The organism is Pseudomonas sp. CC11G (genome assembly GCF_056174845.1).
On sequence record NZ_JBWBZC010000004.1, the window covers coordinates 1 to 13,405 of the forward strand.

14 protein-coding genes and 1 pseudogene are annotated in these 13,405 nt (G+C 60.6%); 7 read left to right on the plus strand and 8 right to left on the minus strand.

Annotation, left to right across the window (positions count from 1 at the left end; all coding sequences use genetic code 11):
• The 3 genes from AC0V2S_RS06330 to algB all read right to left on the minus strand — a co-directional run.
• Positions 1-488: HAMP domain-containing protein (locus AC0V2S_RS06330; protein WP_475508999.1), on the minus strand; the 488-nt coding region annotated here is incomplete at its 3' end.
• 96 nt (positions 489-584) lie between these two features.
• On the minus strand, positions 585-896 hold the full coding sequence (locus AC0V2S_RS06335) for a KinB sensor domain-containing domain (protein ID WP_475509000.1): 312 nt from the start codon (positions 894-896) through the stop codon (positions 585-587).
• Positions 897-918: 22 nt separating this feature from the next.
• The gene (gene algB / locus AC0V2S_RS06340) at positions 919-2,265 is read right to left on the minus strand and encodes a sigma-54-dependent response regulator transcription factor AlgB (protein ID WP_475509001.1); all 1,347 of its coding nucleotides are present in this window, start codon (positions 2,263-2,265) and stop codon (positions 919-921) included.
• Between the two features lie 234 nt (positions 2,266-2,499).
• On the opposite strand from algB, the gene AC0V2S_RS06345 reads away from it, so the two are divergent.
• Together AC0V2S_RS06345 and AC0V2S_RS06350 are read left to right on the plus strand one after the other, a co-directional pair.
• Positions 2,500-2,934, plus strand: coding sequence for a PA2169 family four-helix-bundle protein (locus AC0V2S_RS06345; RefSeq protein WP_475509002.1), 435 nt, complete (start codon positions 2,500-2,502; stop codon positions 2,932-2,934).
• Between the two features lie 190 nt (positions 2,935-3,124).
• Positions 3,125-3,289 carry a DUF1328 family protein gene (locus AC0V2S_RS06350; protein WP_110615871.1) on the plus strand — a complete coding sequence of 55 codons (165 nt, stop codon included), beginning with the start codon at positions 3,125-3,127 and terminating at the stop codon, positions 3,287-3,289.
• Positions 3,290-3,366: 77 nt separating this feature from the next.
• Here the strand turns inward: AC0V2S_RS06350 and AC0V2S_RS06355 are convergent, their stop codons facing one another.
• Complete coding sequence (locus AC0V2S_RS06355; protein ID WP_475509003.1) at positions 3,367-4,023, minus strand: DUF3313 domain-containing protein; 657 nt, start codon at positions 4,021-4,023, stop codon at positions 3,367-3,369.
• Between the two features lie 172 nt (positions 4,024-4,195).
• On the opposite strand from AC0V2S_RS06355, the gene AC0V2S_RS06360 reads away from it, so the two are divergent.
• The 3 genes and pseudogenes from AC0V2S_RS06360 to AC0V2S_RS06370 all read left to right on the plus strand — a co-directional run bounded on the left by AC0V2S_RS06360 (position 4,196) and on the right by AC0V2S_RS06370 (position 7,109).
• Entirely contained in the window at positions 4,196-5,425 is a 1,230-nt protein-coding gene (locus AC0V2S_RS06360) for a nucleoside recognition domain-containing protein (RefSeq protein ID WP_475509004.1), read from the plus strand.
• Between the two features lie 73 nt (positions 5,426-5,498).
• A pseudogene (locus AC0V2S_RS06365) lies at positions 5,499-6,254 on the plus strand (MCP four helix bundle domain-containing protein); the annotation flags it as partial.
• Positions 6,255-6,380: 126 nt separating this feature from the next.
• Positions 6,381-7,109: a methyl-accepting chemotaxis protein gene (locus tag AC0V2S_RS06370; RefSeq protein ID WP_475509330.1), complete on the plus strand. Its 729-nt coding sequence runs from the start codon at positions 6,381-6,383 to the stop codon at positions 7,107-7,109.
• 146 nt (positions 7,110-7,255) lie between these two features.
• Here the strand turns inward: AC0V2S_RS06370 and AC0V2S_RS06375 are convergent, their stop codons facing one another.
• Positions 7,256-7,549: a GIY-YIG nuclease family protein gene (locus tag AC0V2S_RS06375; protein ID WP_475509005.1), complete on the minus strand. Its 294-nt coding sequence runs from the start codon at positions 7,547-7,549 to the stop codon at positions 7,256-7,258.
• A 218-nt stretch (positions 7,550-7,767) separates the two neighbouring features.
• Positions 7,768-8,781, minus strand: coding sequence for a DUF5924 family protein (locus AC0V2S_RS06380; RefSeq protein ID WP_475509006.1), 1,014 nt, complete (start codon positions 8,779-8,781; stop codon positions 7,768-7,770).
• A gap of 262 nt (positions 8,782-9,043) precedes the next feature.
• Here AC0V2S_RS06380 and AC0V2S_RS06385 point away from each other — a divergent pair, with 262 nt between their 5' ends.
• Both AC0V2S_RS06385 and AC0V2S_RS06390 read left to right on the plus strand, forming a co-directional pair.
• Positions 9,044-9,970: a bile acid:sodium symporter family protein gene (locus AC0V2S_RS06385; protein ID WP_475509007.1), complete on the plus strand. Its 927-nt coding sequence runs from the start codon at positions 9,044-9,046 to the stop codon at positions 9,968-9,970.
• Positions 9,958-10,908, plus strand: a complete 951-nt coding sequence (locus tag AC0V2S_RS06390; RefSeq protein ID WP_475509008.1) for an SDR family oxidoreductase — start codon at positions 9,958-9,960, stop codon at positions 10,906-10,908. The genes AC0V2S_RS06385 and AC0V2S_RS06390 overlap by 13 nt, the downstream gene beginning before the upstream one ends.
• 85 nt (positions 10,909-10,993) lie before the next feature.
• Here AC0V2S_RS06390 and AC0V2S_RS06395 read toward each other — a convergent pair whose 3' ends face one another.
• Together AC0V2S_RS06395 and AC0V2S_RS06400 are read right to left on the minus strand one after the other, a co-directional pair.
• On the minus strand, positions 10,994-12,190 hold the full coding sequence (locus AC0V2S_RS06395; protein WP_475509009.1) for a Fic family protein: 1,197 nt from the start codon (positions 12,188-12,190) through the stop codon (positions 10,994-10,996).
• 151 nt (positions 12,191-12,341) lie between these two features.
• On the minus strand, positions 12,342-13,364 hold the full coding sequence (locus AC0V2S_RS06400) for an AraC family transcriptional regulator (protein ID WP_475509010.1): 1,023 nt from the start codon (positions 13,362-13,364) through the stop codon (positions 12,342-12,344).
• Between the last annotated feature and the right edge of the window lie 41 nt (positions 13,365-13,405).

Below are 13,405 nucleotides of genomic sequence, written 5' to 3' on the forward strand. Positions count from 1 at the left end.
GAGCCGAAGCTTTTGCCGAGCAGATCGTGCTCCCAGAACAGTTGGCGGATGGCCACAGGGTTGGCGTGTTCGATTTGCCCGTGTTCGTCAATGATCACCAGGCCATCGTCGATGCTGTCGAGCACCGCCTGCAGGCGTTTCTGGCTGGCCACCAGGGCATCGACGTTGGTTTCCTTAACCTGACGCAACGCATCGGCCATGACGCCAAAGCGGCTGCTGAGCAAGGCCATTTCGCTGACGGAAGACACCGGCAATGTGACGTCGAAATCGCCCTGGCCAATTTTGTCGGCCGCCACCGCCAACGCCTCAATCGGCGTACCAAAACGGCGCGCAATGCTCTGCGCCGTCAGCACGCCGATCAACAATACGGCGAGGCCTAACAGACTAAGCAAGAACGCAATCAGTTTGGCCCGGTCGCGCGCCTGCGCTTCGGCCATGCTCACCTTGTTGATGGCCATCTGCTGAACTTCCAGCATCTGCTGGCGCACCAGATTGAAAGCCTGGCTGACATCGTTTCGTTATTCACCCCGCCCTCGGCCGGGTTGGCCTTGTCGAGGATGACCAGAAACTCGCTGTACACCTTTTCAATCCGCTCGAAGCCGGCGCGGTCGTTGCGGTCGTCGAAATCCAGGCTTTCTTCCAGCAGGTTGCGGAACTGTTTCCTGCGAAGCACGCAGTTTCTGCATGTCCGGTTTTTCGCGGAGCATGATGGTCAGCTGGTCGCCAAAGCTTGAGCGCAGGCGCTGGCTAAGGTCGATGGTGGCAAAGCTGTTTTGAATCAGTCCCTCCTGAGTCTGCGCCATACGCAGCACGCTCACTACGCCCAGCAACAAGCCGAGCAGCGCTACCGTGATCAGCGCCGAAAAGCTCAGGAAGAACCGCGTTCGCAGGGTCATGGCTGGCTTCATAGGGAGCACTTCACAGGTTGTACTGCTTGCGTTTGCGGTACAGCGTCGAGGCATCGATACCCAAGGTTTTCGCGGCCTGGTCGAGCGTATCGCTGGTGGCCAGCACGGCGGCGATATGGGCTTTTTCCAGGTCTTCGAGGCTGAGATCCGCCCCCACGCGCGGCGCGTTATTGCTGGTCGGCGCCACCAGCCCCAGGTGGCTGACATCCACCAACTCCTGCGGGCAGATAATGCTCGCGCGCTCGATCACGTTGCGCAGCTCGCGGATGTTGCCGGGCCATTGGTAATCCATCAGAGCATTGCGCGCGTCGTCACTAAAGGCGCGTGCCGGGCGCGCATAGTCTTTGACGAAGCGGGCCAGGAAGCGGTCGGCCAAGGTCAGCACATCGTCGGCGCGCTCGCGAAGCGGCGGCAGCTTGAGGGTGATGACGTTGAGGCGGTACAGCAGGTCTTCGCGGAACTTGCCTTCGCGCACCATGGCATCGAGGTCGAGGTTAGTGGCGGCCACGATGCGCACATCGGCGCGGCGGGTAACGGGGTCGCCGACGCGCTCGTATTCCTTGTCCTGAATAAAGCGCAGCAACTTGGGTTGCAGGCTCAGCGGGAAGTCGCCGATCTCGTCGAGAAACAACGTGCCGCCGTCGGCCTGGCTGACCCGGCCCAGGGTGCTTTCGCTAGCACCGGTAAACGCGCCGCGGCTGTGGCCGAACAGCTCGCTTTCCATCAGCTCGGCAGTGAGCGACGGACAGTTGATAGTGACCGAGCCTTTCTTCGAGCGCTGGCTCCAGCCGTGAATGGCCCGGGCCAGTTCGCCTTTACCGGTACCCGACTCACCGAGAATCAGAATGTTGGCATCGGTGCCAGCCACCTGCCGTGCGGTTTCCAGCACGGCCATCATCGCCGGGCTGTGGGAGTCCAGGTCATCGCCCGGCTTGCGCGCCTGGCCTTCCAACTGTTCAAGGCGCGCGGCCAACGAGCGGATTTCCAGTTGTTTGGAGGCAACCATACGCAGTTGGTCGGGGCTGCACGGCTTGACCAGGTAATCGCTGGCGCCGGCCTGCATGGCGTCTACGGCGGTGTCGATGGCCGAGTGGGCGGTGACAATGATCACCCGCATCCACGGCGCTTGCAGGCGCATCTGCGCGAGCACGTCGAGGCCGTTGTCCTCGCCCAGACGCAGGTCCAGCAGGCACAGGTCGAACACCTGGCGTTGCAGTAGTGTATCGGCCTGCTGAGCGCTGGTGGCGGTGGCTACGGTGTAGCCCTCGTCTTCCAGGCAATAGCGGAACGTACGCAGGATTGCCGACTCATCGTCGACCAACAAAATACGGCCACTTTTCGGGCTTGAGGCTTCCATGTGCGTTCTCAGATCGGTTGCAGTGAGCGTTAGTCACGGAAAGTACTAGCAAGTTCGTGCAACTTGCACGGTGGATTTAAACCCATCCTGCAAGGTGCATGGACTTGGAGTGCCATCACAATGGTTAACCCATTGTTTTTAAACAATTAAAAAACTGAAAGAAAGCTGGCACAGCGCTTGCGATATCCCTCTCAACAGGCCAAGACGGCCACGACCACAAGAGAGGAAATCATCATGAGCAGTCGCACCAGCCAACTGAACGAACTGATCGAAATCACTCGTGACGGCCAGCGCTTCTATGAGCACGCCATCACCGAGGTGAAAGACCCTCAACTGCAAGCCCTGTTCCGCGACATGTCGCAGGCCAAGATCCAGGTGATCCAGGCGCTGGCCGTAAAAGTTGCTGCCAACCACGACACCCCCGCTCAGGGCGGCACCGTGATGGGCAAACTGCGTCAGGTTTACGCCGACACCAAGGCCTCCATGACCAAGGATGAAGGCGCTGCTTACGTAGCCGAACTGGAAGATACCGAAGACCGCATCCTGCATGCCTTCGAAGACGCCATGGAAGATGCCGATCCGGACGTTCGCGCAGCCCTTGCCGTAGAGATGCCAAAAGTACGCGCCTGCCACGACCGTATGCGCGAACTGAAACACGCCCTGAAGTAAGCCTGCCTTGGCCAGGGAACGGCCCGGGCTTCGGCCTGCGCAGGTTTTGTTTTCCCCGAGCAACACGCAAATTTTTAACCGAGATGTACAGCAAAGGAACCTGAACCAAGCCCGCTGGGCACGGTTCCAACCCAGTAAGGGTTCCTGACAAACAGGGTTCAGACCCTAACCAAATGGAAGGAGAGACATCATGTTGAGTTGGGCCATTACCTTTCTGATCATCGCCATCGTCGCAGCGGTTCTGGGCTTTGGTGGTATTGCGGGCACCGCAACCGGCATCGCGAAAATTCTCTTTGTCGTGTTCCTGGTGATGTTCGTTGTTTCGCTGATCTTCGGCCGTCGCGGACGAGTCTGACGCATCAGCCGCACCACGCAAAACGCCCTCACAAGAGGGCGTTTTTTTATGCGTTTTTTGCAGTGGTGCGGTGGCAATTACGGTTTGAAATTGCGCGCATCCTTGGCCCACACATCCAACACCGGCTTCAGGTCTTTTACTGTCAGCTGGGTGGTGTCGTTTTCCAATGCGAGGCCCGTGCCTTTGCGCACAACCTCGGCCACCGGTTTGCTGGTGCCGCCATCCAGGGCCTGCATCTCTACATAGATATCAGTGGCCTCGTCGCGGGTACCGGCAGCGGTGCTTGCAGCGGCGACTACCAGCGCAATTGGAATCACCTCGTAGAACTTCAAGCCTTCGGCGGAGACATCCACCGCAGTAATCGCTGAGCGGATCACCAGCGTGTCGGCGTCTGCCTGATTGACCACCCGCAGGCGCCCGGCCAGTTCACGCTGCATGGCTTGCTGCAGGTAGGTGGATACGTCGTCGAGAGTCTTCTGGTTCACCTGGTCGGTCGGTTTTGGCTTGGGGTAGAACTGTGGTTTTTCTACATACACCGAGCTGTACTTGTTCAGGTCCAATCCCGGCTGTACCCAACGCATCACCGGCGCGCCGCTGGCCGAGGTGGCCGGCTTGAGAACCGAGTAGTCCGGCAGAAAACCCGAATACTGCTCAGGCTTGGTGGTGGAACTGGAGCAACCGGCCAAAAGCAGACTGGCGCTCACGGCAAAACTGGCAAGCAACTGTTTAGTCATCCTTGAAGCTCCCAATGGCGATAAAAGGCCGGATTTCACCGGCGGTTAATGCATAGCGACTTCAGCCTAGACGATAAAAATGACAGCGCTCGTCGGCAGTGAAAACTCTGTGCTTGGTGGCATTGCGAGCGGGTGCGCCGCTATCATCCGCGGCACATCAAGAGGACACACCATGCTCAACGGCTTGTGGCTGAGCTTTTTTATCGTCGGCACCATCGCCGCCCTGACCCAGTGGCTGGTGGGCGGCAACGCCGGCGTATTCGCCGCCATGGTCGAAAGCCTGTTCGCCATGGCCAAGCTGTCGGTGGAAGTGATGGTGCTGCTGTTCGGCACGCTCACCTTGTGGCTGGGTTTTCTGCGCATTGCCGAAAAAGCCGGCATCGTCGATTGGCTGGCCAAAGTGCTGGGCCCGTTGTTTCGCCGGCTGATGCCGGAAGTGCCGGCTGGCCACCCGGCGCTCGGCCTGATCACCATGAACTTCGCCGCCAACGCCTTAGGCCTGGACAACGCCGCGACCCCGATCGGCCTCAAGGCCATGCGCTCCTTGCAAGAGCTCAACCCCAGCAGTACGACCGCCAGCAACGCGCAGATTCTGTTTCTGGTGCTCAACGCCTCGTCGCTGACCCTGCTGCCGGTGACCATCTTTATGTACCGCGCCCAGCAAGGCGCGCTCGATCCCACCTTGGTATTCCTGCCGATTCTGCTGGCCACCAGTGCCTCGACCTTTGTCGGCCTGTTGTCGGTGGCGGTGATGCAACGCCTGCGGCTGTGGGACCCGGTGGTGCTCGCCTACCTGATTCCCGGCGCCTTGTTGCTGGGTGGGTTTATGGCGCTGTTGGCGGGGATGTCTGCCACCGCCATCGCCAGCCTGTCGTCTCTGCTGGGCAACCTCACGTTGTTTGGGTTGATTCTGATTTTTCTGCTGGTGGGCGCCGTGCGCAAAGTGCCGGTGTACGAAACCTTCGTCGAAGGTGCCAAGGAAGGATTCGACGTCGCCAAAAGTCTGCTGCCCTATCTGGTGGCGATGCTCTGCGCCGTGGGTGTATTGCGCGCGTCCGGTGCTCTGGAGTTTGGCCTGGATGGCATTCGCTGGGTGGTCGACCAATTGGGCTGGGACAACCGCTTTGTCGACGCCCTGCCCACCGCGCTGGTGAAACCCTTCTCCGGCAGCGCCGCGCGGGCGATGCTGATTGAAACCATGCAAAGCCAGGGCGTGGACAGCTTCCCGGCACTGGTGGCGGCCACCATTCAGGGCAGCACGGAAACCACCTTCTATGTGCTGGCGGTGTATTTCGGCGCGGTGGGCATTCAGCGGGCGCGGCATGCGGTGGGGTGTGCGCTGCTGGCCGAATTGGCTGGCGTGATCGCGGCAATCTTTGTCTGCTATTGGTTCTTCGGCTAACGCGACATTGCCCGTGCAGCCTCGCGCTCACTGACTAGACTCAACGAACCCCTTGGTATTTCTGGAGTTCGCCATGTCTTTGCGTTCCGTGAGTGTGGGCCTGCGTAATTTCATCGGTTTCGGCGCATTGACCCTGTGCTTGTTAATCACCGGTGGCGTGGCCTTGAGCGAGCTGTCCAGCCTGAAGAGCAATTTGCTGGAAGTGAAAGACGTGTGGATGGGCGGGCTCGATCTGATGGCCAAGATCAAATCCGACCGTCAGCTGATGCGCCTGGATGAAAACGAGATCGTCGCCCAGCCCAACGAACTCGCTTCGCTGACCAGCGAAATTCGCACTATCGAGCAGCGCGTGCGCGGCTACGACAAAGAATACGAAGGCACCATCATCCTCGACGAAGACCGTCGTCTGTTCGGTGCCTATCAGGAAAAAAGCGCGGCGTACGAAAAAGCCCTGGACGCCGTACTCACCGCCTTGGGCAGCGGTGCGGTGCCCCCGGCAGTCAGCAGCCAATCCGAGCAAAGCTTCGATGCTTTGATCACCTCACTGGACGCCCTCATCGCCCTCAACAACCGCGGCGCCGCCGATGCCGGCCAGCGCGCCGAAGCTAGCGCCAACAAAGCCACCATTACGTTTAGCTTGATTCTGCTGGCCTCGGTCATCTTCACCGTCTTTGCCGCCATACTGCTAAGCCGCAGCATCACCCGGCCGTTGGCCATGCTGGCCGCCTCGGCCGAGCGGATTGCTGCCGGTGATCTGACCCAACCTGTGTCCGCTGAAGGCGCCGACGAAGTGACTCAGGTGCAACGTTCGCTCGGCGGCATGCAAGGCACCCTGCGCGAGACGCTGCTGAATATTCAGAACTCCGCCACCCAGCTTGCGTCTGCGGCGGAACAGCTGCACGCGGTCACCGACGACTCTTCGCGCGGCATCACCCGTCAGAACGACGAAATCCAGATGGCAGCCACCGCCGTTACCGAGATGTCGGCCGCCGTGGATGAAGTGGCGCGCAACGCCAACCACACCTCCGACTCCTCCCGCGAAGCCCAGGAAACCGCCCAGGCCGGCCGCGAGCAAGTGAGCAGCACGCGCTCCACCATCGAACAACTGACCGAACGCCTGAACATCACCTCCACCACCATCGCCACCCTGGCCGATGAAGCCATCGCCATTGGCCGCGTGCTGGAAGTGATCCGCACCATTGCCGAACAAACCAACCTGCTGGCACTGAACGCCGCCATCGAAGCCGCACGCGCGGGCGATCAAGGCCGGGGCTTTGCCGTGGTCGCCGACGAGGTGCGGGCATTGGCGCAACGCACGCAAACCAGCACCCAGGAAATTGAACGGATGATCACCGCCATCCAGAACGCCAGCCAGCAATCGGTGAGCGCCATGGCGCAAAGCAGCGAATACGCCAGCCGCAGCCAGATCATGGCCAGCCAGGCCGATAGCGCGCTGGTACTGATTGCCGAGCGGGTCAACCAGATCAACGACATGAACCTGGTGATCGCCAGCGCCGCCGAAGAGCAAGCCAGTGTGGCGCGGGAAGTGGACCGAAACCTGGTGGCCATCCGCGACATCGCCGAACAGAACGCGACCGGGGCGCATGAGACGTCGGTGGCGAGTGATCAGTTGGCGAAGCTGGCGAGTGACTTGAATGGGATGGTGCAGCGGTTTCGGTTGTAGCGCGGCAATCACGATAAGGTTAAGAAAACCTCCGTCGTCCCAGCGAAGGCTGGGATCCAGAATGCCGGAGCGAACGTTGATTACCTGGACGATTCTGGATTCCTGCCTGCGCAGGAATGACGGTGGTGGGCCGAGGTGCCTCGGTCTTAGCTCACCAACTCATCCCACAAATCCACCCAGCGTGGATTTCGCGACTCTATCAACGATACCTTCCACTGCCGCTTCCACCACTTGAGCTGCTTCTCCCGCGCGATCGCGCCCTGCATGTCCTCGTGCACTTCGTAGTACACGAGCTTGTGAACGCCATAGGTCTGGCTAAAGCCCGGCAAGCAATCGTTGCGATGCTGCCAAATGCGCTGAATGGGGTTGGAAGTGACGCCGATATAAAGCGTGCCATTCTTGTGGCTGGTGAGGATGTAGACCGTGGGAGTCCGTTCCATAAGGCCTTCCTGGGCTGTGATGGGTGGTCACAGGCTAAGGGTGCTTATGGATAGGCGAAGCCGCTCGGGTCTCTATGTGTGGCTGAATATTCTGGGTCCCCGCCTTCGCGGGGACGACGGTGAGTTTTGAAAAGACTTCGTCATTCCCGCGCAGGCGGGAATCCAGAATCCCGAATTGAACGACGTACCCCCACCAACAGAAAAACTGCAAATTAGCGTTACGGCGTCACCTCAAACCGCAACACCCCAATCACCTGCCCATCCTCGGTCAACACCCGCACTTCCCAATCCCCCGCCACGTCCTGCGGGAAGTTCTGTTTGTGCGTCCACGAGCGATAGCCCTTGTCGCGGCCACCGTTGATATCCAGGGCAATGCGGTCCATCTCTTCGCCGTTATGCCGCCACACGTGATAAATGCGTTCGGCCAACCCGCGCGGGGCGTTGATCGCCGTGTAGGCGTACAGCCCCTTGGTGCGCAGATCGGTGGCGGTCATGGTGGTCAGGCTTTCGCCGGGCGAGCGGTTGAAGTCGTCGAGCTCGGTGGTTACCGCCACTTCCGTCAGCCATAACGTGGCCGGCGGCACCCAGGAGCGGAACAGCCAACCCACGCCGCCCAAAGCCAGGGTCAGCACAATCAACGCCAGCCCGCGCCACCAGCGCTGCACCGGGAAGGTCACCAGCAAGCTGGGGAACGACAGCGCTACGGCAATGCCTAGCGCGAGCTTGTAACTCTGCGCGGTGGTCAGGTGCAGGATGATCGGCAGCGCGGTCAGTAACGCGGCGAAAAGCGTCAGGGTGTGCATCGCCAGGTACAGCCAGCGGCGCGGCGCCAGCCATTTGTTGTAGATCGGGTCGATGATGCTCACCAGCCCGGCGCAGGCCAGCAGGCCGGTAAACATCAGCTGGCCGCTGTTCCACGTGGTGGTGATGATAAAAAACGGCAGCACGAAGAACAGGCTTTCCTGGTGGATCATCTGCGTCAGATAACGCACCAGCGGCTGCGGCAGCTCGCGCCCGAACAGGCGGGCAAACACGCGGGTGAATACGCTTTCCAGAGTCAGCCACAGCCAACTCACCAGCAGCATCACGGCGATGGGCGTGGCGAGCCGCGCCTGGCGATCCACCAACATGAAGCTGCAAATACCCGAAATAAAACCGAACGCCGCCACCGTCCCCGGGTAGCGTTGCAGCAGGGCAATTACGGCAAGAGCGCGGTTTTTCCAGATCAGCATCACGGTGGCAGGTCAGCAGGTAAGTGAAGAGGTGCGCAGGATACGGGTGAGCCTCTGTGGGGTCCATGTTCCTCGCGCTTAATGTGGGAGTGCGCGCGCGGCATTACGTTGCTCACCGTTGATCTTAAAAGCGCAGCGCTTGGCCGTGCGCTATAGCTATTGGCGCAAAAGGCCACAGCCCGTGTCGGGCTCTGCCACTGTTGCCCCTTGCCTGCGCCCTTACAGTGCTGCGGGCTAAAACAAAAAGAAAAGGCCCGTTTTTATGAACTACGACGCGAGTTCGCAACTTATCCTCGGCCTGGTGCTGGCGGCGCTGATCTTCGGCGTGTCGCTGGAACTGCGCCTCGAGCAATTTCGCGCAGTGTTGCGCCACCCGCAACCGGTGCTCGCCGGCATGCTGGGGCAATGCCTGCTGCTGCCCTGGCTGACGCTGCTGGTCACCCTCATGGTCGACCTCAACCCCGGCCTCGAATTGGGCTTGCTGTTGGTGGCTTGCTGCCCCGGCGGCAACCTCTCCAACGTGATGACCCACCTGGCACGCGGCAACACTGCGCTGTCCATGAGCATGACTGCGCTTTCCAGCTTGCTGGCCCTGGTGCTATTGCCGCTCAACTTCGCCCTTACCAGCTCCTGCAACCCCGAAGCGTCGGCTTATCTGGCTGAACGCCTGAGCACCCTGCACGTCGACCATATGAGCATCATCCTCAACCTGCTGTGGCTGCTCGGCCTGCCGCTGGTACTGGGCATGTTGGTCGGCAACCTGTGGCCGCACGTGGCCGAACGCATCATGCCGTGGTTCAAACGCTTCGCCCTGCTGGCCTTCGCTTTCTTCGTGATTGGCGCGCTGGCCAACAACTGGAAAATGTTTACCGCCTCCCTCGGCCTGGTGTTGGTATTGGTCGTGTTGCACAACGCCAGCGCCATCGGCCTGGGCTGGCTGATGGCCAAACTGGCCCGCCAGCGCGGCGCCAACCTGCGCGCCATGGTCATCGAGATTTCCATGCACAACTCCGGGCTCGCCCTGGGGCTGATCTTTTCCCAATTCGGCGGCGAGCCCAACATGGCCCTGGTGGCCGCACTGTGGGGCACCTGGCACCTGGTCAGCGGCCTGGCGCTGGTAGCGTTTTGGCGCAATCGCCCGCTGGCCGTTTCATCCACCCCCGAGGAGCCGCTGACATGCGCGTCCTGATTACCGGCGCTGCAGGTTTTATCGGCCAGCAACTGCTTAACGAACTCGCGGTACAGCACCCCAAGTGGACGCTGATTGCCGCCGACATCCGCCCGCAAACCAAGCAGGGCCTGAAAATGAATGTCGAGCCGGTGCTGCTCGATATCAGCGACCACCAACAAGTGCTCGAATGCGTGGCTGCCTGGAAGCCCGACGCCATCGTGCACCTGGCCTCGGTAGTGACCCCGCCGCGCGGCATGAGCGATGCGCAACTGCACGCCATTGATGTCGGCGGTACCCGCTCAATCGTTGAAGCGGCGCTGGCCAGCAAGGTGCAGCAACTGATCGTCACCAGCTCAGGCGCCGCCTACGGCTACTTCCCCGAAAACGCCGACTGGATCGACGAAAACGACCCACTGCGCGGCCACGACCACTTCGCCTACGCCAAGCACAAACGCGAAGTGGAAGAACTGCTGGCCCACACCCGTCGCAAACACCCCGAACTGAAACAGCTGGTGCTACGGCCGGGCACCATTCTGGGCAAACGGGTGAACAACCAGATCACCGACATGTTCAAAAAGCGCTCGGTGCTGGGCATCAAAGGCAGCGACAGCCGCTTCGTGTTTATCTGGGACCAGGACGTGGTCGCCATCATCCGCAAGGGCCTGGATAGCGGCGCACAAGGCATCTACAACCTGGCCGGCGACGGCGCGCTTAGCCTGAGCGAGATCGCCGGCATTCTCGGCAAACCCTACCGGCCATTGCCGGCCGGGTTGATCAGCGGCGCGTTGCGGATTCTCAAACCGTTGGGGCTGAGCCAGTACGGGCCAGAGCAGTTGGACTTTCTGCGTTACCGGCCGGTGCTTAACAACCGGCGGTTGAAGGAAGAGTTTGGGTACCAGCCGCGGTATACGAGTCGGGAGGCGTTTATGGCGTTTCTTGAGGCGCGCAATGGCTGACTCTCGCAGCGCTTGATCTTCAATGGAACAGTCTGACCTGAAGTGGTTTTGCTGGGGCAGGCTTGTGGAAATAGTCCGTGCCGGCTTACTGAAAACGTCGGTGCAAATCAGGAAATATTTCAGCGGCGAACCACGCGGGCAAACCAGGCTCAATGGTTCTCGACTTAGGGGTAGGGCTTACCACAATGCCTGCTTTGATCAGACGCGATAGCTCGTCAATCGCCGGTCGCTCCGTCAGGCCGGTAAAGGTTTTAAAGTCACTGCGCGGCATGGCGCCATGCAGTAACAAAGCAGCAACGGCAGGGCCACTCTCTGGGCGAATGCCCATTTCCAACAGGCGCTCATTGTTTTTGAAGGCACGGACAAGGCGCTCGTGCATACGCTTACGATCCAGCGCTGCGGTCATGTAGTCCACTTGGTCATGGCAGACATCAAGCATGAACTCGATAAACGCGAAGTAGTGTTTCTGGGACATTTGCCCACGGCCGTCCAGATCGCCTTCTCGTGGCCGGTCAGCCATCGCCAGCAGGCGGTAGTAATCCTGGTGCCGGCGCGCGATGCCGCGAGACAGTGACCACAGATGCGGATTCAGGCCCAGTTGAAACAGCTGCAAATGGGTCATCATCCGGGTAACACGGCCGTTGCCGTCGAGAAACGGGTGAACCCAGGCCAAACGATGGTGATAGGCCAGTGCCGAGAGGAGTTGGCGCCTGCCATCACGATTACGCCCAAAGGATGTTTGCAGGTGAGTGAGTAAGGCACTTACTGCGCTGGCGGCAGGCGCTGCATGGTTTCCCACCATCACTTCTTCATTGGGCAGCGCACGTAAGTGCCCCGGTTGCATCAGACGCCCGTCGGTGAGGCGTAACGCCTCTTCAGCAGCTCCACTGAAAAGCCGGCGATGCACTGCACAAAGCAGTTGCGGATCAAACATGTCTTGGAAGTCGGGGCCGGCCATGCGTGTCGCGCGCTCAAAGAGCAACTGCACTCCCATATGCTTGACGGCGATATCTTGCAGCAACTGGCGCTCTCGACGTGGCACGTTTTGCGCGCGCTGCATATCGGCCAGCTCGGTGTACTGGCCCTCAATCATGTTCGAGTAATAGGTGTTGGTGATCTGCAGCAGCGTTGCAAGGCAAGCCGAAGTTTCTGGCGCGAGAAGGCCATCCAGGAAGGCAACCTTGGCGGGCAACGCATCGGCCTTTTCAATCAGGGCCTGAGGGAGCTGCTCGGGAAGCACGGGGTCGACATAGTGAACGTTCGTGATGAGCGCGCTGGCCATGCTGCTTCCTGCATAAGCTGAAGTAAGGACAGGCACTCAATCCACCTATCAATCTTCACATTTTTTATCACATTTTTTATCGCTGTATGCCGCTATTTTACTGGCCTAAAGAAAATACACGGAAAGACAACCTTCACATTTTTTATCACATTTACTTCCCCGCCCGCTGCCGATACTCCCCCGGCGTCAGCCCCGTCCAATTTCTGAACGCGCGGAAGAACACGCTCGGCTCCGAATACCCCAACAGCAACGCAATCTCCGCTGCCGGCAACTGGCCGTCGTCGAGGTAGCGCTCGGCCAATTGCTGGCGGGTGTCGCTAAGCAGCTGTTGATAACTGCTGCCTTCATCGGCCAAGCGCCGCTGCAACGTGCGTTCGCTGAGGTTAAGCGTGCGCGCCAGCTCTGCGCGGTCCGGTTCGCCGTGGGCCAGCTGCGCGCCGAGCAATGTCACCACGCGGGCCACCAAGCCTTCGCTGGGCAAACGCGCCAGTAGCGCTTCGGCGTGTTGGCGCAGCAGGGTTTGCAGGGGCGGGTTGGCTTGTATCAGCGGTGCGGCGCGCAGCTCCAGGGGCAGCACCAACGCGTAATCGGCGCGCCCGAAGACCAACGGGCAAGCGAAGGCATCTTCGTAGGGCGTGAGGTCGTCGGGCTGCGGATGGGCGAACTCGGCGCGCAGCAGGCGGTAGTGGCTTACCAGCGGCGCCATCAGTTGAATCCAGAACACCATCAGCGCCAGCACACGCGTGCGGGTCACCGGCGCGTGCGGGTTTACCGGGCGGTAGAGCACGCGCAGTTCGTTGCCGTGTTCCTGCAACTGCAGCTCGCCGCCCTCGCCTACCAGCCGCTGGTAACGCAGCGCGGCGGCAAGCGCATCGCCGAGGGTGGCGCTGCTTTGCAGCAGGTAGCCCAAGACGCTAAAGGGGCCAGGTGCGAGCTTGGCGCCGATGGCCAGACCGGGCTCGCTCAGCGCCAGGCGGTTGTGCAGTTCCTGCCACAGCTGTTCGTGGGCGTGGAAGGGAATGCGACCGTCGGGGTCGCTGAGTTGGCTTTCACTTAAGCCGCTGGCTCCGAGCAGTTCGGCGCGCGGCACGCCCAGGCGCACGGCCGCGTGCAACACCCCGTGGGTGAGGCTGGCGCTGACTGAGGCGTGGCGTGGATCGATGGCGTTGGGCATGGCGCAAGATTCTGCCCAAGCCGTCCGTTAAAAGACAGCGC

Coding starts and splice junctions, on each gene's coding strand:
- AC0V2S_RS06355 (WP_475509003.1), bottom strand. CDS start 4,023: ATGACTAAACAGTTGCTTGCCAGTTTTGCCGTGAGCGCCAGTCTGCTT.
- AC0V2S_RS06370 (WP_475509330.1), top strand. CDS start 6,381: ATGGCAGCCACCGCCGTTACCGAGATGTCGGCCGCCGTGGATGAAGTG.
- AC0V2S_RS06350 (WP_110615871.1), top strand. CDS start 3,125: ATGTTGAGTTGGGCCATTACCTTTCTGATCATCGCCATCGTCGCAGCG.
- AC0V2S_RS06360 (WP_475509004.1), top strand. CDS start 4,196: ATGCTCAACGGCTTGTGGCTGAGCTTTTTTATCGTCGGCACCATCGCC.
- AC0V2S_RS06345 (WP_475509002.1), top strand. CDS start 2,500: ATGAGCAGTCGCACCAGCCAACTGAACGAACTGATCGAAATCACTCGT.
- AC0V2S_RS06390 (WP_475509008.1), top strand. CDS start 9,958: ATGCGCGTCCTGATTACCGGCGCTGCAGGTTTTATCGGCCAGCAACTG.
- AC0V2S_RS06395 (WP_475509009.1), bottom strand. CDS start 12,190: ATGGCCAGCGCGCTCATCACGAACGTTCACTATGTCGACCCCGTGCTT.
- AC0V2S_RS06385 (WP_475509007.1), top strand. CDS start 9,044: ATGAACTACGACGCGAGTTCGCAACTTATCCTCGGCCTGGTGCTGGCG.
- AC0V2S_RS06335 (WP_475509000.1), bottom strand. CDS start 896: ATGACCCTGCGAACGCGGTTCTTCCTGAGCTTTTCGGCGCTGATCACG.
- AC0V2S_RS06380 (WP_475509006.1), bottom strand. CDS start 8,781: ATGCTGATCTGGAAAAACCGCGCTCTTGCCGTAATTGCCCTGCTGCAA.
- AC0V2S_RS06375 (WP_475509005.1), bottom strand. CDS start 7,549: ATGGAACGGACTCCCACGGTCTACATCCTCACCAGCCACAAGAATGGC.
- AC0V2S_RS06400 (WP_475509010.1), bottom strand. CDS start 13,364: ATGCCCAACGCCATCGATCCACGCCACGCCTCAGTCAGCGCCAGCCTC.
- algB (WP_475509001.1), bottom strand. CDS start 2,265: ATGGAAGCCTCAAGCCCGAAAAGTGGCCGTATTTTGTTGGTCGACGAT.